The 26,034-nt window shown below is 51.3% G+C and carries 46 protein-coding genes; 7 read left to right on the top strand and 39 right to left on the bottom strand.

Going from position 1 to position 26,034, the window contains the following annotated elements:
• The first annotated feature begins 199 nt into the window (after window positions 1–199).
• On the top strand, window positions 200–754 hold the full coding sequence (locus ACSEMK_RS23490) for a gamma carbonic anhydrase family protein (protein ID WP_087859647.1): 555 nt from the start codon (window positions 200–202) through the stop codon (window positions 752–754).
• On the opposite strand, the gene ACSEMK_RS23495 is transcribed toward ACSEMK_RS23490, so the two are convergent.
• From ACSEMK_RS23495 to dprA, 6 genes are read right to left on the bottom strand one after another with little or no spacing between them, the layout of a single operon-like run.
• The gene (locus ACSEMK_RS23495) at window positions 730–987 is read right to left on the bottom strand and encodes a DUF1488 domain-containing protein (protein ID WP_213317989.1); all 258 of its coding nucleotides are present in this window, start codon (window positions 985–987) and stop codon (window positions 730–732) included. The two genes, ACSEMK_RS23490 and ACSEMK_RS23495, sit on opposite strands and share 25 nt — an antisense overlap.
• Complete coding sequence (gene aroE, locus ACSEMK_RS23500) at window positions 984–1,802, bottom strand: shikimate dehydrogenase (protein WP_087859645.1); 819 nt, start codon at window positions 1,800–1,802, stop codon at window positions 984–986. The genes ACSEMK_RS23495 and aroE overlap by 4 nt, the downstream gene beginning before the upstream one ends.
• A 3-nt stretch (window positions 1,803–1,805) precedes the next feature.
• Window positions 1,806–2,378: an L-threonylcarbamoyladenylate synthase type 1 TsaC gene (gene tsaC / locus ACSEMK_RS23505; RefSeq protein ID WP_063421676.1), complete on the bottom strand. Its 573-nt coding sequence runs from the start codon at window positions 2,376–2,378 to the stop codon at window positions 1,806–1,808.
• Window positions 2,371–2,925, bottom strand: a complete 555-nt coding sequence (locus ACSEMK_RS23510; protein WP_015369441.1) for a DNA topoisomerase family protein — start codon at window positions 2,923–2,925, stop codon at window positions 2,371–2,373. Before ACSEMK_RS23510 ends, tsaC begins: the two co-directional genes overlap by 8 nt.
• Before the next feature lie 26 nt (window positions 2,926–2,951).
• Complete coding sequence (smg, locus tag ACSEMK_RS23515) at window positions 2,952–3,425, bottom strand: DUF494 family protein Smg (RefSeq protein ID WP_015369440.1); 474 nt, start codon at window positions 3,423–3,425, stop codon at window positions 2,952–2,954.
• Complete coding sequence (gene dprA / locus ACSEMK_RS23520) at window positions 3,397–4,521, bottom strand: DNA-protecting protein DprA (RefSeq protein WP_430915549.1); 1,125 nt, start codon at window positions 4,519–4,521, stop codon at window positions 3,397–3,399. The genes smg and dprA overlap by 29 nt, the downstream gene beginning before the upstream one ends.
• Window positions 4,522–4,649: 128 nt before the next feature.
• Here dprA and def point away from each other — a divergent pair, with 128 nt between their 5' ends.
• From def to mscL, 5 genes are all read left to right on the top strand, one after another.
• Window positions 4,650–5,159 carry a peptide deformylase gene (gene def / locus ACSEMK_RS23525; protein WP_045397945.1) on the top strand — a complete coding sequence of 170 codons (510 nt, stop codon included), beginning with the start codon at window positions 4,650–4,652 and terminating at the stop codon, window positions 5,157–5,159.
• 14 nt (window positions 5,160–5,173) lie between these two features.
• Window positions 5,174–6,121: a methionyl-tRNA formyltransferase gene (gene fmt / locus ACSEMK_RS23530; RefSeq protein WP_113375067.1), complete on the top strand. Its 948-nt coding sequence runs from the start codon at window positions 5,174–5,176 to the stop codon at window positions 6,119–6,121.
• Between the two features lie 52 nt (window positions 6,122–6,173).
• Window positions 6,174–7,469: a 16S rRNA (cytosine(967)-C(5))-methyltransferase RsmB gene (gene rsmB, locus ACSEMK_RS23535; RefSeq protein WP_087859641.1), complete on the top strand. Its 1,296-nt coding sequence runs from the start codon at window positions 6,174–6,176 to the stop codon at window positions 7,467–7,469.
• 13 nt (window positions 7,470–7,482) lie between these two features.
• Entirely contained in the window at window positions 7,483–8,859 is a 1,377-nt protein-coding gene (gene trkA / locus ACSEMK_RS23540) for a Trk system potassium transporter TrkA (RefSeq protein WP_015369435.1), read from the top strand.
• 142 nt (window positions 8,860–9,001) lie between these two features.
• On the top strand, window positions 9,002–9,412 hold the full coding sequence (gene mscL / locus ACSEMK_RS23545) for a large-conductance mechanosensitive channel protein MscL (protein WP_015369434.1): 411 nt from the start codon (window positions 9,002–9,004) through the stop codon (window positions 9,410–9,412).
• Here mscL and ACSEMK_RS23550 read toward each other — a convergent pair whose 3' ends face one another.
• From ACSEMK_RS23550 to rpsJ, 31 genes are all read right to left on the bottom strand, one after another.
• The gene (locus ACSEMK_RS23550) at window positions 9,413–9,628 is read right to left on the bottom strand and encodes an alternative ribosome-rescue factor A (protein WP_015703639.1); all 216 of its coding nucleotides are present in this window, start codon (window positions 9,626–9,628) and stop codon (window positions 9,413–9,415) included.
• Between the two features lie 57 nt (window positions 9,629–9,685).
• Window positions 9,686–10,111 carry a Zn(2+)-responsive transcriptional regulator gene (zntR, locus tag ACSEMK_RS23555; protein WP_015369432.1) on the bottom strand — a complete coding sequence of 142 codons (426 nt, stop codon included), beginning with the start codon at window positions 10,109–10,111 and terminating at the stop codon, window positions 9,686–9,688.
• A 2-nt stretch (window positions 10,112–10,113) separates the two neighbouring features.
• Entirely contained in the window at window positions 10,114–10,482 is a 369-nt protein-coding gene (locus ACSEMK_RS23560) for a DUF1992 domain-containing protein (RefSeq protein ID WP_430915548.1), read from the bottom strand.
• Window positions 10,483–10,590: 108 nt separating this feature from the next.
• The gene (rplQ, locus tag ACSEMK_RS23565; RefSeq protein WP_004868344.1) at window positions 10,591–10,977 is read right to left on the bottom strand and encodes a 50S ribosomal protein L17; all 387 of its coding nucleotides are present in this window, start codon (window positions 10,975–10,977) and stop codon (window positions 10,591–10,593) included.
• Between the two features lie 40 nt (window positions 10,978–11,017).
• Complete coding sequence (locus ACSEMK_RS23570) at window positions 11,018–12,007, bottom strand: DNA-directed RNA polymerase subunit alpha (RefSeq protein WP_002438685.1); 990 nt, start codon at window positions 12,005–12,007, stop codon at window positions 11,018–11,020.
• Between the two features lie 25 nt (window positions 12,008–12,032).
• Entirely contained in the window at window positions 12,033–12,653 is a 621-nt protein-coding gene (rpsD, locus tag ACSEMK_RS23575) for a 30S ribosomal protein S4 (protein WP_002919224.1), read from the bottom strand.
• Between the two features lie 32 nt (window positions 12,654–12,685).
• Window positions 12,686–13,075, bottom strand: a complete 390-nt coding sequence (rpsK, locus tag ACSEMK_RS23580; protein ID WP_004388621.1) for a 30S ribosomal protein S11 — start codon at window positions 13,073–13,075, stop codon at window positions 12,686–12,688.
• Between the two features lie 16 nt (window positions 13,076–13,091).
• The gene (gene rpsM, locus ACSEMK_RS23585; protein ID WP_015369429.1) at window positions 13,092–13,448 is read right to left on the bottom strand and encodes a 30S ribosomal protein S13; all 357 of its coding nucleotides are present in this window, start codon (window positions 13,446–13,448) and stop codon (window positions 13,092–13,094) included.
• Between the two features lie 146 nt (window positions 13,449–13,594).
• Entirely contained in the window at window positions 13,595–13,711 is a 117-nt protein-coding gene (gene rpmJ, locus ACSEMK_RS23590; protein ID WP_000868187.1) for a 50S ribosomal protein L36, read from the bottom strand.
• A 31-nt stretch (window positions 13,712–13,742) separates the two neighbouring features.
• Window positions 13,743–15,074, bottom strand: coding sequence for a preprotein translocase subunit SecY (secY, locus tag ACSEMK_RS23595; protein ID WP_015703640.1), 1,332 nt, complete (start codon window positions 15,072–15,074; stop codon window positions 13,743–13,745).
• Between the two features lie 7 nt (window positions 15,075–15,081).
• Entirely contained in the window at window positions 15,082–15,516 is a 435-nt protein-coding gene (gene rplO, locus ACSEMK_RS23600) for a 50S ribosomal protein L15 (RefSeq protein ID WP_015369426.1), read from the bottom strand.
• 3 nt (window positions 15,517–15,519) lie between these two features.
• A complete protein-coding gene (gene rpmD, locus ACSEMK_RS23605) occupies window positions 15,520–15,699 on the bottom strand; it encodes a 50S ribosomal protein L30 (RefSeq protein ID WP_001140434.1) in 180 nt (59 codons plus the stop codon).
• A 3-nt stretch (window positions 15,700–15,702) separates the two neighbouring features.
• Window positions 15,703–16,206, bottom strand: a complete 504-nt coding sequence (gene rpsE / locus ACSEMK_RS23610; protein ID WP_015703641.1) for a 30S ribosomal protein S5 — start codon at window positions 16,204–16,206, stop codon at window positions 15,703–15,705.
• A gap of 14 nt (window positions 16,207–16,220) precedes the next feature.
• The gene (gene rplR / locus ACSEMK_RS23615; protein WP_006817270.1) at window positions 16,221–16,574 is read right to left on the bottom strand and encodes a 50S ribosomal protein L18; all 354 of its coding nucleotides are present in this window, start codon (window positions 16,572–16,574) and stop codon (window positions 16,221–16,223) included.
• Between the two features lie 9 nt (window positions 16,575–16,583).
• Window positions 16,584–17,117 (bottom strand): 50S ribosomal protein L6, encoded by a 534-nt coding sequence (gene rplF, locus ACSEMK_RS23620; RefSeq protein WP_008807049.1) that lies wholly within the window; start codon window positions 17,115–17,117, stop codon window positions 16,584–16,586.
• A gap of 12 nt (window positions 17,118–17,129) precedes the next feature.
• On the bottom strand, window positions 17,130–17,522 hold the full coding sequence (gene rpsH, locus ACSEMK_RS23625; protein WP_008807048.1) for a 30S ribosomal protein S8: 393 nt from the start codon (window positions 17,520–17,522) through the stop codon (window positions 17,130–17,132).
• A 33-nt stretch (window positions 17,523–17,555) separates the two neighbouring features.
• Entirely contained in the window at window positions 17,556–17,861 is a 306-nt protein-coding gene (rpsN, locus tag ACSEMK_RS23630) for a 30S ribosomal protein S14 (RefSeq protein ID WP_002919667.1), read from the bottom strand.
• Between the two features lie 14 nt (window positions 17,862–17,875).
• On the bottom strand, window positions 17,876–18,415 hold the full coding sequence (gene rplE, locus ACSEMK_RS23635; RefSeq protein ID WP_003031123.1) for a 50S ribosomal protein L5: 540 nt from the start codon (window positions 18,413–18,415) through the stop codon (window positions 17,876–17,878).
• 14 nt (window positions 18,416–18,429) lie between these two features.
• Window positions 18,430–18,744, bottom strand: a complete 315-nt coding sequence (rplX, locus tag ACSEMK_RS23640) for a 50S ribosomal protein L24 (RefSeq protein ID WP_015369424.1) — start codon at window positions 18,742–18,744, stop codon at window positions 18,430–18,432.
• Window positions 18,745–18,754: 10 nt separating this feature from the next.
• On the bottom strand, window positions 18,755–19,126 hold the full coding sequence (rplN, locus tag ACSEMK_RS23645; protein WP_000613954.1) for a 50S ribosomal protein L14: 372 nt from the start codon (window positions 19,124–19,126) through the stop codon (window positions 18,755–18,757).
• A 164-nt stretch (window positions 19,127–19,290) separates the two neighbouring features.
• Window positions 19,291–19,545 (bottom strand): 30S ribosomal protein S17, encoded by a 255-nt coding sequence (gene rpsQ, locus ACSEMK_RS23650; RefSeq protein ID WP_002438707.1) that lies wholly within the window; start codon window positions 19,543–19,545, stop codon window positions 19,291–19,293.
• Window positions 19,545–19,736 carry a 50S ribosomal protein L29 gene (rpmC, locus tag ACSEMK_RS23655; protein ID WP_002919754.1) on the bottom strand — a complete coding sequence of 64 codons (192 nt, stop codon included), beginning with the start codon at window positions 19,734–19,736 and terminating at the stop codon, window positions 19,545–19,547. Before rpmC ends, rpsQ begins: the two co-directional genes overlap by 1 nt.
• On the bottom strand, window positions 19,736–20,146 hold the full coding sequence (rplP, locus tag ACSEMK_RS23660; RefSeq protein WP_002919759.1) for a 50S ribosomal protein L16: 411 nt from the start codon (window positions 20,144–20,146) through the stop codon (window positions 19,736–19,738). The genes rpmC and rplP overlap by 1 nt, the downstream gene beginning before the upstream one ends.
• A 12-nt stretch (window positions 20,147–20,158) precedes the next feature.
• Window positions 20,159–20,857, bottom strand: coding sequence for a 30S ribosomal protein S3 (gene rpsC / locus ACSEMK_RS23665; protein WP_002919766.1), 699 nt, complete (start codon window positions 20,855–20,857; stop codon window positions 20,159–20,161).
• 17 nt (window positions 20,858–20,874) lie between these two features.
• Window positions 20,875–21,207 (bottom strand): 50S ribosomal protein L22, encoded by a 333-nt coding sequence (gene rplV, locus ACSEMK_RS23670; RefSeq protein ID WP_002919773.1) that lies wholly within the window; start codon window positions 21,205–21,207, stop codon window positions 20,875–20,877.
• Between the two features lie 14 nt (window positions 21,208–21,221).
• Window positions 21,222–21,500, bottom strand: a complete 279-nt coding sequence (gene rpsS, locus ACSEMK_RS23675; protein ID WP_001138115.1) for a 30S ribosomal protein S19 — start codon at window positions 21,498–21,500, stop codon at window positions 21,222–21,224.
• 16 nt (window positions 21,501–21,516) lie between these two features.
• A complete protein-coding gene (gene rplB / locus ACSEMK_RS23680; RefSeq protein WP_015369423.1) occupies window positions 21,517–22,338 on the bottom strand; it encodes a 50S ribosomal protein L2 in 822 nt (273 codons plus the stop codon).
• A 17-nt stretch (window positions 22,339–22,355) separates the two neighbouring features.
• Entirely contained in the window at window positions 22,356–22,658 is a 303-nt protein-coding gene (gene rplW / locus ACSEMK_RS23685; RefSeq protein WP_000617546.1) for a 50S ribosomal protein L23, read from the bottom strand.
• Complete coding sequence (gene rplD / locus ACSEMK_RS23690; protein ID WP_000424395.1) at window positions 22,655–23,260, bottom strand: 50S ribosomal protein L4; 606 nt, start codon at window positions 23,258–23,260, stop codon at window positions 22,655–22,657. Before rplD ends, rplW begins: the two co-directional genes overlap by 4 nt.
• 10 nt (window positions 23,261–23,270) lie before the next feature.
• Window positions 23,271–23,900 (bottom strand): 50S ribosomal protein L3, encoded by a 630-nt coding sequence (gene rplC, locus ACSEMK_RS23695; protein WP_015369422.1) that lies wholly within the window; start codon window positions 23,898–23,900, stop codon window positions 23,271–23,273.
• Between the two features lie 32 nt (window positions 23,901–23,932).
• Window positions 23,933–24,244, bottom strand: a complete 312-nt coding sequence (rpsJ, locus tag ACSEMK_RS23700) for a 30S ribosomal protein S10 (RefSeq protein ID WP_001181005.1) — start codon at window positions 24,242–24,244, stop codon at window positions 23,933–23,935.
• A 376-nt stretch (window positions 24,245–24,620) separates the two neighbouring features.
• Here rpsJ and ACSEMK_RS23705 point away from each other — a divergent pair, with 376 nt between their 5' ends.
• Window positions 24,621–25,103, top strand: a complete 483-nt coding sequence (locus ACSEMK_RS23705; protein ID WP_430915547.1) for a prepilin peptidase — start codon at window positions 24,621–24,623, stop codon at window positions 25,101–25,103.
• Here the strand turns inward: ACSEMK_RS23705 and bfr are convergent.
• Window positions 25,087–25,563 carry a bacterioferritin gene (bfr, locus tag ACSEMK_RS23710; protein ID WP_015369420.1) on the bottom strand — a complete coding sequence of 159 codons (477 nt, stop codon included), beginning with the start codon at window positions 25,561–25,563 and terminating at the stop codon, window positions 25,087–25,089. The two genes, ACSEMK_RS23705 and bfr, sit on opposite strands and share 17 nt — an antisense overlap.
• Window positions 25,564–25,637: 74 nt before the next feature.
• Complete coding sequence (gene bfd, locus ACSEMK_RS23715) at window positions 25,638–25,832, bottom strand: bacterioferritin-associated ferredoxin (protein WP_015369419.1); 195 nt, start codon at window positions 25,830–25,832, stop codon at window positions 25,638–25,640.
• Window positions 25,833–26,034 lie beyond the last annotated feature (202 nt).

Here is a 26,034-nt window from a genome sequence, read left to right on the forward strand (position 1 = left end):
TGCCGTGTCAGTGGGTGCGCATTATAGGGATCCCATTTTTTTGCACAAGACTTTTTTCGATCTTTTTTTCTGAATGATGGTTTTTCGCGCTTTTCGCGCTGTTATTGCTCAAATAGCTCAATTTTTATCAGAAAAAGGGGTTGCGGGAGCGCCAGAAAGCTTCCAAAGTCTGGTTATCTACCCTGATATTGAGGCAGCCATGTCCAGTTATTTACGTCCTTATAAAGAATTATTCCCTCAAATCGGTCTGCGGGTGATGGTGGATCCCAGCAGCGTTGTGATAGGCGACGTCAGAATTGCCGATGATGTAAGCATTTGGCCGTTGGTCGCCATCCGCGGCGACGTGAACTATGTATCGATCGGCGCACGTTCGAATATTCAGGACGGCAGCGTCCTACATGTTACCCACAAGTCTTCTTATAACCCTGAGGGTAATCCCCTGCTCATCGGCGAAGATGTTACCGTCGGGCATAAGGTCATGCTGCACGGCTGCACTATCGGCAATCGCATTCTTGTCGGAATGGGGTCAATTCTGCTGGATGGCGTGGTGGTAGAGGATGACGTGATGATCGGCGCCGGCAGCCTGGTTCCGCAAAACAAGCGTCTGGAAAGCGGATATCTCTACTTTGGCAATCCGGTAAAACAAATCCGCCCCCTGACGGAGGCGGAATATGCAGGCCTGAAGTATTCAGCCAACAACTATGTGAAATGGAAAGACGACTACCTGGATCAGGAAAACCAAATCCAACCCTGATGGTCTTCTTGCCGATCGCGAATCAGCGCTTCCGCTTCATCTTCCAGATCCCAGCGATGTTCACTAAAGAGAGCCAGCCACTGCGCTGGCTCATCGCCACCAAACCGTTGCTGCAGTGTCTTACCGCGAATCGCGCAAGTTAACTGCATCCCATTGACCAGCGCGGGGAAAACGATGCATTGCCGTTCGGCGTCCCACTCTTCTCTATCGGGAAATTGGATCGCCTGGTTCACGCATTCAGTTCCTGATGTAAAACAGCAATCACCGGGGCAATCTCCGGTAGTCTACCGTGCCACAACAGAACGGCATGGGCGGCCTGAGCCACCAGCATTCCTAATCCATCAGCCAGTTTTTTAGCGCCATACTGTTGGCACCAATGCAGAAATGGCGTATTTCCTTTCTGATAAAACATGTCATAACAGTAAACGTCGGCATGAATCAACGAAGATGGTATTGCCGGGATATCGCCGCTGATACCGCTGGACGTCGCGTTAATAATGAGGTCGAACTGATGGCCTTCCAGTTTATCCAGCGATAATGCGCTCACGCTGCCGGTATGAGCAAATAACGTTGCCAGTTCATGAGCACGGGAAAAAGTACGGTTAACAATAGTGACCGCGCAATCTAAAGAGAGCAGCGGTAATAATACGCCGCGTGATGCGCCGCCTGCGCCAATCAATAAAATCCTCATACCAGGTTTGATAAAGCCCAGGCGCTCTAAATCGCTTAATAACCCTATGCCATCCGTATTGTCGCCAAGCAAACGGCCATCTTCCAGGCGCTTCAACGTATTGACAGCGCCAGCCAGCGCGGCGCGTTCAGTGAGTTCATCGGCGCGGGCAAACGCTTCTTCTTTAAAGGGAACGGTCACATTAGCGCCCTTACCGCCTGTGTTGAAGAAAGCGTCCAGAGTATTCACAAAATCATCTAATGGCGCCAGTACCCGACCATAGGGGTGCGCAATATCTAACTGTTTGGCAAACAGCTGATGAATAGAAGGCGACTTGCTATGGGCTATAGGGTTACCAAAAACGGCATAAGTTTCCATAAATTACCCCTGGCGGAACTGTTCACCCGTCAGGGCATCACGGATTTCAGATGGGTTTTGCCGCCCGCCCGTTGCGCCATCCACCACCGGAAAACTATCGCCAAACTGGGCGCGTACTTCAGCAGTGGTCCGACACGGCGGCTGCCCGGTTAAGTTGGCGCTCGTCGAGACCAGTGGTTTTCCGTAGGCTTCGCATAATTCAATCACCAGCGGATGATTAGTAACGCGCACGGCCAGCGAATCGAAGCGCCCCGTCAGCCAGCGTGGGGTATCCGGGCGCGCCGGGAACACGAACGTCACCGGGCCGGGCCAACAGGAAAAGATCGCTTCACGCTGCGCGTCGCTTAACCGGGAATCATCAATATACGGTTGCAACTGTTCAAAGCTGGCGGCGATAAGAATTAATCCCTTTTCAACAGGACGCTGTTTTAACGCCAGAAGGCGCATCACGGCCGTTTCGCTATCCGGATCGCAACCGACGCCGAATACCGCTTCGGTTGGATAGGCGATGACATGTTCATTATTCAGTACCGCCACAGCCTGTGCGACGGTTTCTGAGGGCAGGTTTTTATTCACTTATTTGTTCCGCCGGGATCGGCTTTCCACATTGTTTACTGGCGCAAAAGCGTTTAACGCCTTGTGCCGTTTTCTTTTCTATTAATAGCGGGTAATGGCATTCAGGGCATTCGCCCGCCACCGGTTTAAAATTAATTACGAACTGGCAATCAGGATAGCGATCGCAGGAATGAAAGGTTTTACCAAAACGGGAGCGACGCTGCACCAGATGACCCTGTCCGCATTGCGGACACGCGATAGCGGTCTCATCAGGTTTATCAATCAGCTCGGTATGTTCGCATTCGGGATAGCGACTGCAGCCGATGAACATACCAAAACGCCCCTGGCGTAACACCATGACAGCGCCGCAAGATGGGCACTCTTGCCCCTCCAGCACCTTGACGATATGTCCATCCGCCTGGCTTTTCAGGGGACGGACATAGTCACAGTCCGGATAGTGAGAACAGCCGAGAAACGGGCCATGTTTCCCGGAACGAATCACCAGTTCGGCCCCGCACTGCGGGCAGGGCTCGTTTTTACGCACCGAAAACAGTGCTGATTTGGTCATAACAACTCGATGTTGCTGCAATAAGATTAATGCAGCATACCTTCATTTACTTCGAAGAGTAATTCTTCCATTTGCTGATAGGCGTTTTCACAGCCTGGAATATTAAACAGAACCATCAGGATCACCCATTTCAGGTCTTCCAGTTCAAACTCTGCCGTATCCAGCGCCAGTACGCGCTCTATCACCATTTCTCGCGTTTCGAGGTTCAACACCTGGATCTGCTCGAGGAAGAGTAAAAATCCTCGACAGCTGGCATCCAGACGCTGGCACTCTTCATCGGTGTATACCCGAAGAGAGAGCGGGTCGGAGGCGAGCTGCATGGGTTCAACGAGACCTTCCTGATAATCAGCCAGTTTCTCGAGCCACATTAACGCGTTATAGATATCTTCCCGCTCAAAACCTGCATCGGTCAGATCCCGCGTCAGTTTGTCCTGATCCACGCGCATTTCTGCTTCGTTATGGATATAAGTCTCAAACAAATACATGAGTACGTCGAACATGGCTTGCCCTCCTTAATCGGACATAGCCGCCGGGTACAGCTGCGATCCAGCCTGCTAACTCCAGTTCAAGTAGCTGGGCTACGGTTACTGGCACAGATTGGCCGGCACGTTCAGCGACAACGTCAACAGGTGTTACCTCATCTCCTACGTTAGCCAGGAGCTCTGGAAATGGCAATGCTACAGGAGGCCGATCTGCGTAATTATTTAGCAAATCAGCGGTATCCTTCCTCGCTGACAGCTCGTATTGCCAATGTTCAAGGATCTCTTCCGGCGCGGTAACGGGAACCGCGCCCTGCTTTATCAGCCAGTGCGGCCCTTCAGAGCCAGGATTGCCAATGGATCCTGGCAGGGCAAAAACGTCTCTACCCTGCTCCAACGCGCAGCGAACAGTTACCAGGGAACCGCTTTTCAAGGCGGCCTCAATGACCAGTACACCTGCGCTTAAGCCGCTGATAATCCGGTTGCGACGCGGAAAATTACCCGGTAGAGGTGGCGCTGAGAGAGGAAATTCGGAAAGTAGCGCGCCGCCGCTTTCTACGATCTGCTTTGCCAAAGCCCGATGCCGGTGCGGGTAGACATCAGAGAGACCGTTACCTAATACGGCGATGGTTTTTCCCGTTGCCGCTAACGCCCCGCGATGGGCGATGCCATCAATGCCCATCGCCAGACCACTGGTAATGGTCAATCCATACTGCGCCAGCGCTTCACTGAAGGATTTTCCCCATTGCGCGCCGTACCACGAGTGCGCGCGGCTTCCGATGATAGCCAACTGTCGGCTACACAGGAGATCGACGTTACCGCAGACCAGCAGCGCGCCGGGATAATCATCGATAGCGCGTAGCTGCGGCGGATAGCGTGCATGATCAGCCGAAATCAGATGATGTTCTGGTTGCGCTAACCATTGCAGTGAGGCGTCAATCTCCTGTTGTTTAAAGGCAAGAAACTGTATTGCCTGTGCTTTAGTTAAACCGGCTTCACGCAACGTTTCATTATCCGAATGACCTGCGCCAGCCAGCCGTCGCGCAATCAGTACCATTTCATCGCCATACAGGTTATTCACCCGCATCAGGCGCAACCAAATATCCGTGGGCGTCATCCGTTCCCCCTGCCATTAGCGGCTCAGCCAATCCTTGTGATTGGTTAGCGAGACTGTCAATTAGAGGGGGTTTTGTCTAGAATAGAGGTAATAATCTTATCAACTACTGAATACGACTCTGGATCTTTATGGCAGTTTTGCAAGTGTTACATATTCCGGACGAGCGCCTTCGCAAAGTCGCCGAGCCGGTCAAAGAAGTGAATGCAGAAATTCAGCGTATCGTCGATGATATGTTCGACACGATGTATGCTGAAGAAGGTATCGGTCTGGCCGCCACGCAGGTGGATATTCACCAGCGTATTATCGTTATTGATGTCTCGGAAAACCGTGAAGAGCGCCTGGTGCTCATCAACCCAGAGCTACTCGAAAAAGACGGTGAAACCGGTATTGAAGAAGGTTGTTTGTCGATTCCGGAACAACGTGCGCTGGTTCCACGTGCCGAAACCGTAAAAATCCGCGCGTTGGACCGTGAAGGCAACGCTTTCGAACTGGAAGCTGATGGCTTGTTGGCTATCTGTATCCAGCATGAAATGGATCACCTGGTCGGTAAGCTGTTCATTGACTATCTGTCGCCGCTCAAACAGCAGCGCATTCGTCAGAAAGTTGAAAAACTGGATCGTTTACGCGCCCGTGCCTGATAACAAGGATTAACGTGTCACAAACACTACGTATCATTTTCGCCGGAACCCCCGACTTTGCAGCGCGTCACCTTGACGCGCTGTTGTCGTCTGAACATCAGGTGGTTGGCGTATTTACTCAGCCCGACCGCCCTGCTGGTCGCGGCAAAAAATTGATGCCGAGCCCGGTAAAAGTGCTGGCTGAAGCCAATAATCTACCGGTCTTCCAGCCATCCTCCCTACGTCCGCAGGAAAATCAGCAGTTGGTTGCCGACCTTAACGCCGATGTTATGGTCGTCGTGGCTTACGGACTGATCCTGCCGAAAGCGGTTCTTGAAATGCCGCGTTTGGGCTGCATTAACGTTCACGGCTCCCTGCTTCCTCGCTGGCGTGGCGCAGCGCCGATTCAGCGTTCGCTATGGGCTGGCGATGCCGAAACCGGTGTCACCATCATGCAGATGGACGTCGGTCTTGATACCGGCGACATGCTGTATAAGCTCTCCTGCCCGATTACCGCGGAAGATACCAGCGGCAGCCTGTACGATAAGCTGGCCGACCTTGGACCTGAGGGTCTACTGGCGACTTTAGCGCAGCTGGCAGAGGGTAGCGCAGAGCCTGAAGTTCAGGACGAATCGCTTGTCAGCTACGCCGAGAAGCTGAGTAAAGAAGAGGCCCGTATTGATTGGTCGCTTTCCGCAGAACAGCTCGAACGCTGTATCCGCGCATTTAATCCCTGGCCGATGAGCTGGCTGGAGATCGATGAGCAACCGGTGAAGGTGTGGCGTGCATCCGTTATTACAGAATCCGCCAACGCAGAGCCAGGCACGATCGTCGCAGCAAGCAAACAGGGGATCCAGGTCGCCACCGGCAACGGGATTCTGAATCTGGAATCGCTGCAGCCGGCAGGGAAAAAAGCGATGAGTGCCCAGGATTTACTGAACTCTCGCCGGGAATGGTTTATCCCCGGAAACCGTCTTGCCTGACGCACTTCTCTTCTAAAGCCCGGGTTCGCCGGGCATTTTTATTTTTGCGCTTATGAAAAAGAATATTAATTTACGCAGCCTGGCAGCCCAGGCCATTGAGCAGGTCGTTGAGAAAGGCCAGTCTTTAAGCAATGTTCTGCCGCCACTGCAGCAAAAAGTGAGCGAGAAAGACAAAGCGCTGCTGCAAGAACTGTGCTTTGGCGTCTTGCGAACCTTAAGCCAACTCGAGTGGTTGATCGGTAAGCTGATGGCCCGCCCGATGACAGGCAAACAGCGTACCGTACATTTCCTGATCATGGTCGGTCTGTATCAGCTGCTCTATACCCGTATTCCCCCGCACGCCGCGCTAGCGGAAACGGTGGAAGGCGCGGTGGCAATTAAGCGTCCGCAGCTTAAAGGGCTTATTAATGGCGTATTACGCCAGTTCCAGCGCCAGCAGGAAGAGCTGCTGGCCGAATTCGCCCAGCACGAGAACCGTTATCTCCATCCTAAATGGCTGCTTAAACGTCTGCAGCAGGCCTGGCCGCAACAATGGCAGGATATTGTGTCAGCCAATAATCTACGTCCGCCAATGTGGCTGCGCGTGAATCGCAATCATCATTCGCGAGATGAATGGCTCGCACTGCTGGAAGACGCTGGTTTACAGGGTTTCACTCACCCAGACTATCCGGATGCCGTCCGTCTTGCGACCCCAGCCCCGGTCCATGCATTACCAGGATTTGATAAAGGCTGGGTAACCGTTCAGGACGCCTCAGCCCAGGGCTGCATGCGCTACTTGCAACCGGCAAACGGCGAGCGCATTCTCGATCTCTGCGCGGCGCCGGGCGGCAAGACGACGCATATTCTGGAAGTCGCGCCGCAGGCGAATTTGATGGCGGTCGACATCGACCAACAGCGCCTGTCCCGTGTCTATGACAACCTGAAACGTCTGGGCATGAAAGCAGAAGTGAAACAGGGCGATGGCCGCTATCCTGAACAGTGGTGCGGCGATGAGCAGTTCGACCGTATTTTGCTTGATGCGCCATGTTCAGCTACTGGCGTTATCCGTCGCCATCCGGATATTAAATGGCTGCGCCGGGATCGCGATATCGCCGAGCTGGCGCAATTACAGGCAGAAATTCTCGATGCCACCTGGGCTCATTTGAAACCGGGCGGTACGCTGGTCTATGCGACATGCTCTATTTTGCCGGAAGAGAACAGCCAACAAATCGCCGCTTTCCTGACCCGTACCAGAGATGCCGAACTCCATGAGACGGGAACGCCGGAAAACCCGGGTCAGCAAAATCTGCCAGGGGCGGAAGAAGGCGATGGCTTCTTTTACGCTAAGCTAATCAAAAAGCGGAATTAATGGGTCACTGCTGATGAAGATTATTATTCTTGGCGCCGGACAGGTAGGCGGCACGCTGGCGGAAAATCTCGTTGGCGAAAACAACGATATTACCCTGGTCGATACCAACGGTGACCGTCTGCGCGGTCTGCAGGATAAGTTCGATCTCCGCGTCGTTCAGGGCCACGGTTCGCATCCGCGCGTGCTGCGCGAAGCCGGCGCCGATGATGCCGATATGCTGGTCGCCGTGACCAGCTCAGATGAAACTAACATGGTGGCCTGTCAGGTTGCCTATTCGCTGTTTAATACGCCGAATCGTATCGCCCGAATTCGTTCGCCGGACTACGTTCGCGATGCCGATAAACTTTTCCATTCAGAAGCGGTACCGATTGACCATCTGATCGCCCCGGAGCAGTTAGTCATCGATAACATCTACCGCCTGATCGAATATCCAGGCGCGCTGCAGGTAGTGAACTTCGCCGAAGGAAAAGTGAGCCTGGCCGTTGTGAAGGCTTATTACGGTGGGCCACTGGTCGGTAATGCGCTCTCCACGATGCGCGAACATATGCCGCACATCGACACTCGCGTTGCGGCAATTTTCCGCCACGACCGACCGATTCGCCCACAGGGATCAACCATCGTAGAAGCTGGCGACGAAGTCTTCTTTATCGCCGCATCGCAACATATTCGCGCCGTAATGAGCGAACTCCAACGTCTGGAGAAACCCTACAAACGAATTATGCTGGTCGGCGGCGGCAACATCGGCGCGGGTCTCGCGCACCGCCTGGAGAAAGACTACAGCGTGAAGTTGATCGAGCGCGATCAACAGCGCGCGGCTGAACTTGCCGAAAAGCTGCAGAACACGATCGTCTTTTATGGCGATGCGTCGGATCAAGAGTTACTGGCGGAAGAACATATCGATCAAGTCGATCTCTTTATTGCCGTCACCAACGATGACGAAGCCAATATCATGTCGGCAATGCTGGCCAAGCGGATGGGCGCGAAGAAGGTCATGGTGCTGATCCAGCGTCGCGCGTATGTCGATCTGGTTCAGGGAAGCGTGATTGATATTGCTATATCTCCGCAGCAAGCCACGATTTCTGCATTGCTGAGCCACGTACGTAAAGCTGATATTGTCGGTGTTTCGTCACTACGCCGCGGCGTTGCCGAAGCCATTGAGGCCGTCGCGCATGGCGATGAAAGCACCTCGCGGGTAGTTGGCCGTTCAATTGATGAAATTAAGCTGCCGCCGGGAACGATTATTGGAGCGGTGGTACGCGGTAATGACGTAATGATCGCCAATAATAATTTACGTATTGAGCAAGGCGACCACGTAATTATGTTCCTGACCGACAAGAAATTTATCTCCGACGTTGAGAGACTATTCCAGCCAAGTCCGTTCTTCCTGTAATTCCAATGGGCGTCGCTCAGACGCCTTTTTATTATCCCTTATTTATCAATGGATAATATTTTCCGGCAATTATTCAACAGCAATGGAAAATGGAAATACATTTGATAAACTTATCAATGTCAGCTGGCTCAAGGAGAGTAAAATGGGTATGTTAAAAGAATTCCGCGAATTCGCGATGCGCGGGAATGTTGTCGATTTGGCAGTGGGTGTCATCATTGGTGCGGCGTTCGGTAAAATTGTATCGTCTTTAGTGGCCGATATTATTATGCCTCCGCTGGGTTTGCTCATTGGCGGTATCGATTTTAAACAGTTCGCCGTTACGCTACGCGATGCGCAGGGAGATGTCCCGGCCGTTGTCATGCATTATGGTGTGTTTATTCAGAACGTCTTTGATTTCATCATTGTTGCCTTCGCGATTTTCATGGCAATCAAACTGATGAATAAACTGAACCGTAAGAAAGAAGAAGCGCCTGCCGCTCCGGCGCCGAGCAAAGAAGAAGTACTACTGAGTGAAATTCGCGATCTGTTAAAAGAACAAAACAACCGTTCTTAATCAGCACACAGAAAGCAGAAGGCCAGTGGTAAAAAAGCGATTCGCTTGCTTGCCACTGGCCTCCCGATCATTCCGCCCCGCATGTTTATCTTTACGTTGATAGCTTCCCTTCCCTTTCTTATTTTTCTCAACCCGCTGTCTGAATAATGGGTCATGCAGTAATGCCTCAATCGCATTATCTTTAATTTGCCCTTTGGTATGCTGATAGCGACTCATAGTAACTCCAGTCAATGTATGAATTCGGCGCGAGTGTAGATCCGCGCACGGAAAAAATCAACGCCCGGCATGGCTACCGCTGGCGCCTTGCTCTAAAGCTTCGAGAATCGAGCAGTAAACGCTACTGTGCGCCGTGCCGCAACAGGCATCATTCAGACGCTGCAGAGAACGCCGCATCGTTTCCAGTTCTTTGATACGCGCTTCGACTTCACTTAGCCGGGCCTGGACGATCCCTTTAGACTCCTGGCAAGTATGATGTTCGGGATCGATACGGATCGATAATAATTCGCGGATCGATTCGAGGGTGAAACCTAATTGCCGGGCATAGCGGATAAAACGCAGGCGCTGCAGATCGTTATCCGAATAGAGGCGAAAACCGCCTTCAGTGCGAATATCGTGATCCATCATTTGCTGCTTTTCATAATAGCGGATGGTATCCGGGGTGACATCAGCCAGTTTGGCCAGTTCGCCAATCCGATACATAGCTACTCCTCGTTAATTTTGTGCCACAGTCTGTCGGCATAATCACCGCGTAGAAAATCGGTATTCATACCCGCCTGACGTAATTTCAGTTCAAACAGAGTCAAGCGACGGTTTAACTCGGTATACCGTGGGTCATCATGCTCTACGGTCTTGAGTAAGTCGCTCAACGCCATGGCATCTCTACGTAACTCAAGCTCCGGTGGTAAGCAGCCGGCGTTTTTTAATAAACGATAGCCGGCGCGCAGCTCCGGAGGCACGTGTGAATCATCATCCAGCTCCAGCGGTTCGCCGCTGCCCGTCAGATTATCAAACTCACCTTTAGACTGTGCGTCGAGGATGTGGCGTTCCGCCCACTGGTCCAGTAACCACATTATACGGCTCCCAGGGATGAACAAAAAGAGTACAGATAGTGTAGTGAAGTGGGATTGCGGTAGATATAAAAAAACCCGCCGGGGCGGGTTTTTTTACGTTACTACAGATTACTCTGCAGCAGCTTCTGCTTTCAGCTCAGCACGATCAACCAGCTCGATGTATGCCATCGGCGCGTTGTCGCCTGCACGGAAGCCACACTTCAGAATGCGAGTGTAACCACCGGCGCGGCTCGCGAAACGCGGGCCCAGCTCGTTAAACAGTTTTGCCACGATCTCGTTATCACGAGTGCGGGCGAATGCCAGACGACGATTAGCAACGCTATCAGTCTTGGCAAGAGTAATCAGCGGCTCAACTACGCGACGCAGTTCTTTCGCTTTCGGCAGGGTCGTCTTGATGATCTCATGACGAACCAGCGAACCTGCCATGTTACGGAACATAGCCTGGCGATGGCTGCTGTTGCGGTTCAGTTGACGACCACTCTTACGATGGCGCATGACCTTATCCTTCTCAGTAAAACCTTAACCTGTGATCCGGTTACTCGTCAGCAATGCTTGCCGGCGGCCAGTTTTCCAGGCGCATGCCCAGAGACAGACCACGTGAAGCCAGCACGTCTTTAATCTCGGTAAGAGATTTTTTACCCAGGTTCGGCGTTTTCAGCAACTCAACCTCGGTACGCTGTACCAGATCACCGATATAGTGGATAGCTTCTGCCTTGAGGCAGTTAGCAGAGCGGACAGTCAATTCCAGATCGTCAACAGGGCGCAGCAGGATCGGATCGAACTCTGGTTTCTCTTCTTTCACTTCCGGCTGACGTACATCACGTAAGTCAACGAAAGCTTCCAGTTGTTCAGCCAGAATGGTTGCCGCACGACGAATCGCCTCTTCAGGATCGATTGTGCCGTTGGTTTCCATCTCGATGACCAGCTTGTCCAGGTCGGTACGCTGCTCAACACGCGCGGCTTCAACATTGTAGGCAATACGCTCTACAGGGCTGTAGCAGGCGTCGACCAGCAGACGGCCGATTGGGCGCTCATCTTCTTCCGAATGAATTCGGGCAGAAGCCGGCACATAACCGCGACCGCGCTGAACTTTGATGCGCATGCTAATAGATGCGTTCTCATCGGTCAGGTGGCAGATCACGTGCTGCGGCTTGACGATTTCGACATCACCGTCGTGGGTAATGTCGGCTGCAGTCACAGGGCCAATGCCAGATTTATTCAAAGTAAGGATGACTTCATCTTTACCCTGAACTCTCACCGCCAGCCCTTTCAGGTTGAGCAGGATTTCAAGGATGTCTTCCTGAACGCCTTCTTTGGTGCTGTACTCGTGCAGTACACCATCAATCTCAACCTCGGTCACCGCGCAACCCGGCATCGATGAGAGCAGAATACGGCGCAGTGCGTTACCCAGAGTATGGCCGAAGCCACGCTCTAAAGGCTCAAGGGTCACCTTGGCGTGCGTCGAACTCACTTGCTCGATATCGACCAGGCGCGGTTTTAGAAACTCTGTCACAGAACCCTGCATTGTGTCCTCTCTTTGGTACTAAGCTTTACTTGGAGTAAAGCTCGACGATCAGGTGTTCGTTAATGTCCGCAGACAGATCAGAACGCTCCGGCTGACGCTTGAACGTACCTTCCATCTTGCCAGCATCAACTTCCAGCCAGGTTGGCTTTTCACGCTGCTCAGCCAGCTCCAGAGCGGCTTTCACGCGAGATTGCTTTTTCGCTTTCTCACGGATGCTAACAACGTCATTCGCTTTTACCTGATAAGAAGCGATGTTAACAACACGACCGTTTACCATGATAGCCTTGTGGCTAACCAGCTGGCGTGCTTCAGCACGAGTGGCGCCGAAGCCCATACGGTATACAACGTTGTCCAGACGACCTTCCAGCAGAGCCAACAGGTTTTCACCGGTGTTGCCTTTCAGACGTGCTGCTTCTTTATAGTAGTTACGGAACTGACGCTCCAGCACACCGTACATACGGCGAACTTTTTGCTTTTCACGCAACTGCACACCATAGTCAGACAGACGCGGCTTACGCGCACCGTGCTGGCCAGGAGCTTGTTCAATTTTACACTTGGTATCGATCGCGCGAACGCCAGACTTAAGGAATAAGTCAGTGCCCTCACGACGGCTCAGCTTGAGCTTAGGACCCAAATATCTTGCCATTTTCTTTCTCCAACAATCCTAGAAACGAGGCGTTATACGCGACGTTTTTTCGGCGGACGACAACCGTTATGAGGGATCGGAGTCACATCAGTAATATTAGTGATGCGGAAACCAGCGGCGTTCAGTGCACGAATAGTAGATTCGCGACCTGGACCCGGACCTTTAACCATAACTTCCAGATTCTTGATGCCGTATTCTTTTACGGCTTCTGCGCAACGCTCTGCTGCAACCTGAGCTGCAAACGGAGTGGATTTGCGAGAACCACGGAAACCGGAACCACCGGCTGTTGCCCAACCCAGCGCGTTACCCTGACGATCGGTAATGGTAACGATGGTGTTGTTAAAAGAAGCATGGATATGAGCCACGCCATCAGAGACTTGTTTTCTTACACGCTTACGTGCACGAACTGGTGCCTTTGCCATTATTCAATCACCCCGATTATTTCTTGATCGGTTTACGCGGACCCTTACGGGTACGTGCGTTGGTCTTAGTACGCTGACCGCGAACCGGAAGACCACGACGATGGCGTAAACCACGGTAGCAACCAAGGTCCATCAGACGCTTGATGCTCAGGGTGATTTCACGGCGCAGATCACCTTCAACGACAAATTTACCTACTGCTTCACGCAGAGAATCAATCTGTTCTTCAGACAGCTCACTGATCTTAACATTTTCAGCGATACCCGTTTCAGCGCAGATGGCTTTAGAGCGGGTCTTGCCGATACCAAAAATTGCGGTTAAAGCAATTACGGTATGTTTCTGATCAGGAATGTTAATGCCTGCTATACGGGCCACTATGCACTCCTACTATTTAATATGTACGTACCATGCTGAAAAGCCCGTTTTCAGGATACTCAAATGGAAACGTACAGACATACAAAAGATTGGCTGGCTAATCTAGCCAGCTCAACCCAACTTTGCAAGAAAAATATGCGAATAAATCAGCCTTGGCGCTGTTTATGCTTTGGCTCGGCACTGCAAATCACACGGATGACACCATCACGCTTAACGATTTTGCAGTTACGGCATAATTTCTTGACGGAAGCACGAACTTTCATTTTTACTCTCCGTAACTTCTCGGGCGACCAGTTAGCGGCCGTAGCCTTTCAGGTTCGCCTTCTTCAATGCAGACTCATACTGACTAGACATCATCAGAGTTTGCACTTGAGCCATAAAGTCCATAATCACGACGACAACAATAAGCAGCGAGGTTCCACCGAAGTAGAACGGCACTTTCATTGCATCACGCATGAACTCCGGGATCAGGCAGATAAAAGTGATATACAACGCACCGACCAGAGTCAGGCGGGTCATTACTTTATCGATATACTTCGCCGTTTGTTCTCCCGGACGAATTCCTGGTACAAATGCACCGGACTTCTTCAGGTTATCTGCTGTTTCACGCGGGTTGAAAACCAACGCCGTGTAGAAGAAACAGAAGAAGATGATTGCAGACGCATAGAGTAACACATAAAGCGGTTGCCCAGGCTGCAAATACAGCGAAATTGTTGTCAGCCAGTTCCAACCAGTACCGCCCCCGAACCATGACGTGATGGTCGCCGGGAACAGAATAATACTGGAAGCGAAGATTGCCGGGATTACCCCCGCCATATTCACTTTCAGCGGTAAATGTGTGCTCTGTGCAGCATAGACACGACGACCCTGTTGACGCTTAGCGTAGTTTACCACAATGCGGCGTTGACCACGTTCAACGAATACAACGAAGAAGGTCACTGCAAATACTAATACTGCAACCAACAGCAACAGGAGGAAGTGCAGGTCGCCTTGACGCGCTTGCTCGATAGTATGGGCGATGGCCGGCGGGAGTCCCGCAACGATCCCGGCGAAGATCAGGATCGAGATACCGTTTCCGATACCGCGTTCGGTGATCTGTTCGCCGAGCCACATCAGGAACATAGTCCCTGTGACCAGACTAACAACAGCGGTGAAATAGAATGCAAAGCCCGGATTAATCACCAGGCCCTGCATACCAGGCATATTCGGCAGACCGGTAGCAATACCGATCGACTGGAATATAGCCAGCACCAGAGTACCGTAGCGGGTGTACTGGCTGATCTTACGACGACCAGACTCCCCTTCTTTCTTCAGTTCTGCCAGCGGTTGATAAACAACGGTCAGCAGCTGGACAATGATCGACGCCGAAATATACGGCATGATCCCCAGAGCAAAGATAGAAGCACGGCTGAGAGCACCACCAGAGAACATGTTAAACATTTCAATGATGGTGCCTCGCTGTTGCTCAAGCAGTTTGGCAAGTACAGTGGCATCAATACCAGGGATCGGAATAAAAGAGCCAATACGGAACACAATCAGCGCACCGATAACAAACAAAAGTCTGCGTTTCAGTTCGCCAATTCCACCTTTGGCACTTTGAAAATCTAATCCCGGTTGTTTAGCCATCTGCTACTTATTCCTCAATTTTACCGCCAGCAGCTTCGATAGCAGCACGAGCGCCTTTAGTCACGCGCAGGCCACGAACAGTTACCGGACGAGTTACCTCACCAGACAGGATCACTTTCGCGAACTCGATCTGGATACCGATAATGTTAGCCGCTTTCAGCGTGTTCAGGTCTACCACATCGCCTTCTACGTGAGCCAGATCAGACAGACGAACTTCTGCAGTGATCATCGCTTTACGAGAAGTGAAGCCGAATTTCGGCAGACGACGGTACAGTGGCATCTGACCACCCTCGAAACCGCGACGTACGCCACCGCCAGAACGAGAGTTCTGACCTTTGTGACCACGACCACCGGTTTTACCGAGGCCAGAACCGATACCACGACCCAGGCGTTTACCCGCCTTTTTGGAGCCTTCGGCCGGAGACAGAGTATTTAAACGCATCTCTTACTCCTCAACTTTAACCATGAAGGAAACCGCGTTGACCATACCACGAACAGCAGGAGTATCCTCGCGCTCTACGGTGTGACCAATACGACGCAGACCCAGGCCAAGCAGCGTTGCCTTGTGTTTCGGCAAACGACCGATTGCACTGCGGGTTTGAGTAATTTTAATAGTCTTTGCCATGGTTTATTTCCCCAGAATTTCTTCAACGGATTTACCACGCTTGGCAGCGACCATATCTGGAGACTTCATATTTTCCAGGCCATCAATAGTTGCACGAACCACGTTGATCGGGTTGGTGGAACCATATGCTTTAGCCAGAACGTTACGAACCCCAGCGACTTCCAGAACGGCGCGCATTGCACCACCGGCGATGATACCGGTACCTTCGGAAGCCGGCTGCATGAATACACGAGAACCCGTGTGAGTACCCTTAACCGGGTGCTGCAGGGTGCCAGTATTCAGCGCGACGTTAATCATATTGCGACGGGCTTTTTCCATCGCTTTCTGGATCGCTGCTGGAACTTCACGCGCTTTACCGTAACCAAAACCTACGCGACCGTTACCGTCACCAACTACAGTCAGAGCTGTGAAGGAGAAAATACGACCACCTTTAACGGTTTTAGATACGCGGTTTACCGCGATCAGCTTTTCCTGCAGTTCGCCAGCTTGTTTTTCGATGTGAGCCATCTTACACCTCTACCTTAGAACTGAAGGCCAGCTTCACGGGCAGCATCTGCCAGTGCCTGGACACGACCATGATATTGGAACCCGGAACGGTCAAAGGAAACATCTTTGATGCCTTTTTCCAGAGCGCGTTCAGCAACAGCTTTACCCACAGCTGCGGCCGCGTCTTTGTTACCGGTGTACTTCAGTTGTTCAGAGATAGCTTTTTCTACAGTAGAAGCAGCTACCAGAACTTCAGAACCATTCGGAGCAATTACCTGTGCGTAAATATGACGCGGGGTACGATGTACCACCAGGCGAGTTGCACCCAGCTCCTGGAGCTTGCGGCGTGCGCGGGTCGCACGACGGATACGAGCAGATTTCTTATCCATAGTGTTACCTTACTTCTTCTTAGCCTCTTTGGTACGCACGACTTCGTCGGCGTAACGAACACCCTTGCCTTTGTAAGGCTCAGGACGACGGTAGGCGCGCAGATCTGCTGCAACCTGACCGATCACCTGCTTATCAGCGCCTTTCAGCACGATTTCAGTTTGAGTCGGGCATTCTGCAGTGATACCGGCCGGCAGCTTATGTTCAACAGGATGAGAGAAACCTAAAGCCAGGTTTACTACATCCCCTTTAACCGCTGCACGATAGCCTACACCAACCAGCTGAAGCTTTTTAGTGAAGCCTTCGGTAACACCGATAACCATTGAGTTCAGCAGGGCACGCGCGGTACCAGCCTGAGCCCATCCGTCTACGTAACCATCACGCGGACCGAAGGTCAGAGCATTATCTGCATGTTTAACTTCAACAGCATCGTTGAGAGTACGAGTCAGCTCGCCATTTTTACCTTTGATCGTAATAACCTGACCGTTGACTTTAACGTCAACGCCGGCAGGAACAACGACCGGTGCTTTAGCAACACGAGACATTTTTTCCTCCGATTAGGCTACGTAGCAGATAATTTCGCCACCAAGACCAGCTTGGCGCGCTGCACGATCAGTCATAACACCTTTAGAGGTAGAAACAACTGCGATACCCAGACCCGCCATAACTTTCGGCAGCTCATCTTTACGTTTGTAGATGCGCAGACCTGGGCGGCTGACACGCTGAATGCTTTCTACAACAGCTTTACCCTGGAAATACTTAAGAGTCAGTTCCAGTTCCGGCTTGATGTCGCCTTCAACTTTAAAATCTTCAATAAAGCCTTCTTCCTTCAGCACGTTGGCAATTGCCACTTTCAGCTTGGAGGAAGGCATGGTGACCGCAGCTTTATTCGCGGCCTGACCGTTACGGATACGGGTCAGCATATCCGCGATCGGATCTTGCATGCTCATCTGTCTTTACTCCCGTGATTCAATTGGTGACAATTACCAGCTAGCCTTTTTCAGACCCGGGATTTCACCGCGCATAGCGGCTTCACGGACCTTGATACGGCTCAACCCGAACTTCCGCAGGAAACCATGCGGACGACCTGTTTGACGGCAGCGATTACGCTGACGAGACGGGCTGGAATCACGCGGCAGAGTCTGCAGCTTGAGAACAGCGTTCCAACGATCTTCGTCGGTTGCGTTCACATCAGAGATGATAGCTTTCAGTTCAGCGCGTTTAGCGAAGAATTTATCAGCTAAAGCCACGCGCTTTACTTCGCGTGCTTTCATTGATTGCTTAGCCATTAAGTAACCCTACCTTACTTGCGGAACGGGAAGTCAAAGGCAGCCAGCAGAGCGCGGCCTTCTTCATCAGATTTCGCAGTAGTGGTAATGGTAATATCCAAACCACGAACGCGGTCGACTTTATCGTAGTCGATTTCTGGGAAGATGATCTGCTCACGGACACCCATGCTGTAGTTACCACGACCGTCGAAAGACTTAGCGGACAAGCCACGGAAGTCACGGATACGCGGTACAGCAATAGTGATCAGGCGCTCAAAGAACTCCCACATGCGCTCGCCGCGCAGAGTTACTTTACAGCCGATCGGATAGCCCTGACGGATTTTGAAGCCTGCAACTGATTTGCGTGCTTTGGTGATCAGCGGTTTTTGACCGGAGATTGCTGTCAGGTCAGCTGCTGCGTTATCCAGCAGTTTCTTGTCAGCGATCGCTTCACCAACACCCATGTTCAGGGTGATCTTCTCGACCCGAGGGACTTGCATGACAGAATTGTAGTTAAACTCAGTCATGAGTTTAGCGACTACTTCGTCTTTGTAGTAATCATGCAGTTTCGCCATCGTACTACTCCAAATTACTTGATAGTTTCGCTATTAGATTTGAAGAAACGGACTTTTTTGCCGTCTTCGAATCTAAAGCCTACACGGTCAGCCTTGCCGGTTGCCGCGTTGAAGATAGCAAGGTTAGAGACTTGAATAGCTGCTTCTTTCTCTACGATGCCGCCTGGTTGGTTCAGGGCCGGAACCGGCTTCTGATGTTTCTTAACCAGGTTGATACCTTCAACAATGACCTTGCCGGAAGACAGGACATTTTTAACTTTACCGCGTTTACCTTTATCTTTACCGGTTAACACGATAACTTCGTCATCACGACGGATTTTCGCTGCCATGATTCGCTCCTTAGAGTACTTCTGGTGCCAGAGAGATAATTTTCATGAACTTCTCGTTACGAAGTTCACGAGTTACCGGCCCAAAAATACGCGTACCGATAGGTTGCTCGCTGTTATTGTTTAAAATAACGCATGCATTACCATCGAAGCGAATGACAGAACCGTCCGGGCGACGAACACCCTTCTTGGTGCGCACCACTACCGCCTTCAGCACATCACCTTTTTTGACCTTACCACGCGGAATTGCTTCTTTGATGGTGATCTTGATGATGTCGCCTACGCCTGCGTAGCGACGGTGCGAGCCACCCAGAACCTTGATACACATTACGCGACGTGCACCGGAGTTGTCGGCGACGTTCAGCATAGTCTGTTCTTGGATCATTTTAGTGCTCCGCTAATGTCAACTACTACTGTGACCCAAAAGCTGGGTCGTTAAAAAGCCCCATATCGAGGGCGCGGCATTATAACACCGCTTCTGCAATATGGGTAGAAAAAATAAACGGCCCATCGCTGAGCCGTTTATTCGTATTGAGAATGCGTACTCTATTACAGAACCGCTTTCTCTACAACGCGAACCAGCGTCCAGGACTTAGTCTTGGACAGTGGACGGCATTCACGGATTTCAACCTTGTCGCCGATACCACATTCGTTGTTCTCGTCATGTACGTGCAGTTTGGTCGTACGTTTGATGAATTTACCGTAGATCGGGTGTTTCACAAAACGTTCGATAGCAACAACAATGGATTTCTCCATTTTGTCGCTAACTACGCGACCTTGCAGAGTACGGATTTTATCGGTCATTACGCACCCGCCTTCTGAGTCAGTAAAGTCTTAACGCGTGCAACATCACGACGCACTTGCTTCAGCAGATGAGTCTGTTGCAGCTGGCCACTTGCAGCCTGCATACGCAGGTTGAACTGCTCACGCAGCAGGTTCAGCAGCTCAGCGTTCAGCTCTTCAACGCTTTTTTCACGCAGCTCTTTTGCTTTCATTACATCACCGTCTTAGTTACAAAGGTGGTTTTGATCGGCAGTTTCGCTGCTGCCAGGCCGAATGCTTCACGGGCCAGCTCTTCCGGTACGCCGTCCATTTCATAAAGGACTTTACCCGGCTGAATCAAGGCAACCCAGTACTCCACGTTACCTTTACCTTTACCCATACGAACTTCCAGCGGCTTCTCGGTGATCGGTTTGTCCGGGAATACACGGATCCAGATCTTACCTTGACGCTTAACTGCACGGGTCATAGCACGACGTGCTGCTTCGATCTGACGTGCAGTCAGACGACCACGGCCAACAGCTTTCAGACCGAAAGTGCCGAAGCTAACATCCGTACCCTGCGCCAGACCACGGTTGCGGCCTTTGTGCACTTTACGGAATTTTGTACGCTTTGGTTGTAACATCAGCGACGCTCCTTATTTACGGCCTTTACGCTGCTGCTTTTTAGGTTGAGCAGCCGGTTCCGGTTGTTCAACAGCAGCCATACCACCCAGGATCTCACCTTTGAAGATCCATACCTTAACGCCGATTACACCGTAAGTGGTGTGCGCTTCAGAGGTGTTGTAGTCGATGTCAGCACGCAGAGTGTGCAGCGGTACGCGACCTTCACGGTACCATTCGGTACGTGCGATTTCCGCGCCGCCCAGACGGCCGCTAACTTCAACTTTGATACCTTTAGCGCCCAGACGCATTGCGTTCTGTACAGCACGCTTCATAGCACGACGGAACATAACGCGACGTTCCAGCTGAGAAGTGATGCTGTCAGCAACCAATTTAGCGTCCAGTTCAGGCTTACGAACTTCGGCAATATTGATCTGTGCAGGAACGCCAGCGATATCCGCTACGACCTTGCGCAGTTTTTCTACGTCTTCGCCTTTCTTACCGATAACGATACCCGGGCGAGCAGTGTGAATGGTCACACGGATGCTCTTAGCCGGACGCTCGATAACGATGCGAGATACAGACGCTTTAGCCAGCTCTTTAGTTAAGAACTGACGTACTTTAAAATCGCTGTCCAGGTTGTCAGCGAATTCTTTGGTGTTCGCGAACCAGGTAGAGTTCCATGGTTTGACAATACCCAGGCGAATACCATTAGGATGTACTTTCTGACCCATTGCTAGTCTCCAGAGTCTCAGCGATCGGACACAACCACAGTGATGTGGCTGGTGCGCTTCAGGATGCGATCTGCACGACCTTTAGCACGCGGCATAATGCGCTTCATGCTCGGGCCTTCGTCTACGAAAATTTTCGCAACTTTCAGATCATCAATGTCAGCGCCATCGTTGTGTTCAGCGTTAGCAATGGCAGATTCCAGTACCTTCTTGACCAGTACAGCAGCTTTTTTGTTGGTGTAGGTCAGAATATCCAGGGCCTGCGACACTTTCTTACCGCGAATCAGGTCAGCTACAAGGCGAACCTTCTGAGCAGAAGAACGAGCATGGCGATGTTGAGCTAAAGTTTCCATCTCTTCCTCCTACCTTATTTCTTCTTCGCTTTTTTATCAGCAGCGTGGCCGCGATAAGTACGAGTCGGTGCGAATTCACCCAGTTTGTGACCAACCATTTCGTCGGAAACAAAGACTGGAACGTGCTGACGACCATTATGGACAGCGATGGTCAAACCGATCATGTTAGGAAAGATCGTTGAACGACGGGACCAAGTGCGCAGGGGCTTCTTGTCTCCGCTTTCCACCGCTTTCTCTACCTTCTTCAGCAAGTGCAGGTCAATAAAAGGACCTTTCTTGAGAGAACGTGGCATGGCTTATCCTCTAAAATTATTTGCTACGGCGACGTACGATGAATTTATCAGTACGCTTGTTGCTGCGGGTCTTCTTACCTTTGGTCTGCAGGCCCCACGGGGATACCGGGTGCTTACCAAAGTTACGACCTTCACCACCACCATGTGGGTGATCGACTGGGTTCATCGCAGTACCGCGAACGGTAGGACGAACACCACGCCAGCGTGCAGCACCTGCTTTACCCAGAACGCGCAGCATATGCTCAGCATTGCCAACTTCGCCCAGAGTAGCGCGGCAGTCTGCTTCGACTTTACGCATTTCACCAGAACGCAGACGCAGGGTGACATAAGCACCGTCACGAGCAACGATCTGAACGTAAGTACCAGCGGAACGAGCCAGCTGACCGCCTTTACCTGGTTTCATTTCTACGTTATGAACGGTAGAACCAACCGGGATATTGCGCATCGGCAGGGTGTTGCCTGCTTTGATTGCAGCATCAACGCCAGACTGAATCTGGTCGCCAGCTTTCAGGCCTTTCGGGGCCAGAATGTAACGGCGCTCACCGTCTTTGTACAGAACCAGCGCGATGTTCGCGGAACGGTTCGGATCGTACTCAAGACGTTCAACAACTGCCGGGATACCATCTTTGTTGCGTTTGAAGTCAACAATACGGTAAGCCTGCTTGTGACCACCACCGATATGACGAGTGGTGATACGGCCATTGTTGTTACGACCGCCGGATTTGCTGTTTTTTTCAACCAGCGGAGCAAAAGGTTTGCCCTTGTGCAGCTCTGGGTTGACCACTTTAACAACGTGGCGACGACCCGGAGATGTCGGTTTACATTTAACAACTGCCATTGTATTACTCCTCCGACTTACTCAGCGCCGCCGACGAAGTCCAGATTCTGGCCTTCCTTCAGGGTGACGTAAGCTTTTTTCCAGTCGCTACGACGACCGATACGCTGTCCGTGACGTTTAACTTTCCCTTTAACTACCAGGGTGTTAACGACTTCGACTTCGACTTCAAACAGTTTCTGCACAGCAGCTTTGATTTCTGCTTTGGTCGCGTCTTTAGCAACTTTGAGAACGATGGTGTTGGTTTTTTCCATCGCAGTAGACGCTTTTTCAGAAACGTGCGGTGCGCGCAGCACCTTCAGCAGACGTTCTTCACGAATCATGCCAGCATCTCCTCAACTTGCTTAACAGCATCAGCAGTCATTACGACTTTGTCGAAGGCGATCAGGCTAACCGGGTCGATACCAGTCGCATCGCGTACGTCAACCTTGTGCAGGTTACGTGCGGCCAGGAACAGGTTCTCGTCCAGCTCACCGGTGATGATCAGCACATCTTCCAGAGCCATGTCTTTCAGTTTCTGAGCCAGCAGCTTAGTTTTAGGCGCTTCTACAGAGAACTTCTCGACAACGATCAGACGATCCTGACGTACCAGTTCGGACAGAATGCTTTTCAGCGCGCCGCGGTACATCTTCTTGTTAACTTTTTGACTGTGGTCCTGCGGACGAGCAGCGAAGGTTACGCCACCGGAACGCCAGATCGGGCTCTTGATAGAACCTGAACGCGCACGGCCGGTACCTTTCTGGCGCCATGGCTTTTTGCCTGAACCAGTTACTTCAGCACGAGTCTTCTGAGCACGAGTACCCTGACGCGCACCAGCTGCATAAGCAACAACAACCTGGTGAACCAGCGCTTCGTTGAAATCACGACCGAAGGTAGTTTCGGAAACAGTCAGCGCGCTCTGCGCGTCTTTCAATACTAATTCCATTGCTATCCCCTTACGCCTTCACAGCTGGTTTAACGATCAGGTCGCAGCCGGTTGCACCCGGAACACCACCTTTAACCAGCAGCAGGTTGCGCTCAGCGTCAACACGTACTACGTCCAGGCTCTGAACAGTAACGCGTTCGTTGCCCAGCTGACCTGCCATTTTCTTGCCTTTGAACACTTTGCCCGGAGTCTGGTTCTGACCGATAGAACCCGGAACGCGGTGAGACAAGGAGTTACCGTGGGTAGCGTCCTGGGTACGGAAGTTCCAGCGCTTAACGGTACCAGCGAAACCTTTACCTTTAGAGGTACCGGTTACGTCAACTTTTTTAACGTCAGCAAACAGTTCAACGCTAATGTTCTGACCAACGGTGTATTCTTCACCATCTGCCAGACGGAACTCCCACAGGCCGCGGCCAGCTTCTACGCCAGCTTTAGCAAAGTGACCAGCTTCCGGCTTAGTTACACGGTTAGCTTTTTTAGCACCAGTGGTAACCTGAATAGCGCGATAGCCATCGTTAGCCAGATCTTTGACCTGAGTAACGCGGTTTGCTTCAACTTCGATAACGGTTACTGGGATAGAGACGCCATCTTCAGTGAAGATGCGGGTCATACCCACTTTTTTACCGACTAAACCAATCATTGTATCAACCTCTCAATCGCTCGATGACCTGATTAACCCAGGCTGATCTGCACGTCTACACCGGCAGCCAGGTCCAGACGCATCAGAGCATCAACGGTTTTTTCAGTTGGCTCAACGATGTCAACCAGACGCTTGTGAGTACGAATCTCGTACTGATCACGCGCATCTTTGTTGACGTGCGGAGAGATCAGAACGGTGAAACGCTCTTTGCGGGTCGGCAGCGGGATCGGACCACGGACTTGCGCACCAGTGCGCTTAGCAGTCTCGACGATTTCCGCGGTTGATTGATCGATCAGACGATGATCAAACGCTTTAAGGCGGATACGGATTCTTTGGTTCTGCATGAGACCAGAGCTCCAATTATTTTATAGACGAAATGATTACTCCTCATACCCATTACGATTGATGGGAGAGTGTAACCGTTCTTACAGAGTTCCCCGATTGGGAACATTGTTAGGTAGCAAACTGCGCTACCAGGGCTCATATCGAACCGGCCGTCAATTTTGACAAGCCCGCGCATTATACGCAAATTCAGGCGCGACGCAAGTGCTGATTAGAAAATCATCACCATAATTTGCGCGTCTTCTCGCCCAGGCGCTCGGCAATGCAATACCACGATAAATAAGTCAGGAAGCCGCCATCCATCTTGCACAAATGTGCGTTGCGCTAACGCGCGACGATAAGCAATGTGAGCGCATTATCCCCGAACAGGAGTGTTCCATGCTTACCGTCCTCCCCTTCTTAGTTTGTTATTGTGGATTAACCCTGGCGTTATGCCGGCAGGACCTGCTTCGCGGTCTTCTTCCTGACAGCCTCACCTGTCCCCTGCTGTGGAACGGTTTTGTTTTTTACCTGTGTCTGGCGCCGCAGCGGCTAGAGGATGCCGTCTGGGGGGCAATTGCAGGCTATCTCATTTTTGCCCTGCTCTACTGGCTATATAGGGTGTTTCGCGGCTATGAGGGATTAGGATACGGCGACATTAAATATCTTGCCGCCCTCGGCGCCTGGCACGGCTGGCAGAGGTTGCCGCAGCTGGTGTTGGCCGCATCGCTGCTTGCCGGGATGACATGGATGACATTGGCGTTGTTCAGGAGGAGTAAGCAACAACGATGGGGTTTGAACAACCCGCTGCCGTTTGGGCCATTTCTGACTGCAGCGGGTTTTTGGTGCGGGTGGCAGACGTTCGCTAGTCTGACACTTTGATCTGCGATTGAAGGTAATTTTGCAGACCGATTTTGCCGATCAGATCTAACTCGGTTTCCAGCCAGTCAATATGGCCTTCCTCATCGGCAAGGATTTCAATCATCATATCGCGACTGACATAATCATGAACGCTGTCGGCATAGGCGATTGCCTCACGCAGGTTTTGCGCGCCTTCGAGCTCCAGCCGTAAGTCAGACTGCAGCATCTCTTCGACATCCTCACCGATGCCAAGTTTGCCAAGATCCTGCAGGTTAGGCAGCCCTTCAAGAAACAATATACGCTCGATGTACTTATCGGCGTGTTTCATCTCATCGATAGATTCATGGTATTCAATATCGTTGAGGCGCATCAGGCCCCAGTTCTTGAACATTCTTGCATGAAGAAAATACTGGTTAATAGCAACCAGTTCGTTTCCCAATAATTTATTGAGATAACTTATGATTTTGACATCACCTTTCATTATAAAGTCCCTCCGCTTCCACTTATTGAAGCGTAGTCCGGGCTATAAGGATGTCAAAAAGAGAAGGGTCGCGATCAGGCGATTTCTTTGAATTCCGGCATGCTGGTTAATTCATCTTCCATCACTTCACGTGCCGCGCGGACGCACTTACCGCATTGATTTCCAACGGGAATAAATTTGCGTAATTGTTGAAAAGATTGCGGTTGAAATTGACGCACAACCTGACGGATTTTTTTATCGCTTACGCCATTGCACAAACAAACGTACATATAAACTCCCGTTCAATTTATGCACAAAGTTTAAATGAGAATAGTTATGATTACAATAGGCTGTTTATTAATTATCCGTAGTGGCGCACTTTATGAATATTTAAACCATCGCGGCTTATCACCAAATCATAGACAGCAAAAAGGGCGCCGAAGCGCCCTTTTTAATTCAAAGCTAACGAATTAGCCCAGAACTTTAGCTACA

The sequence above is a fragment of the Klebsiella sp. K-3 genome (assembly GCF_051207495.1).
GTDB lineage: Bacteria > Pseudomonadota > Gammaproteobacteria > Enterobacterales > Enterobacteriaceae > Klebsiella > Klebsiella aerogenes.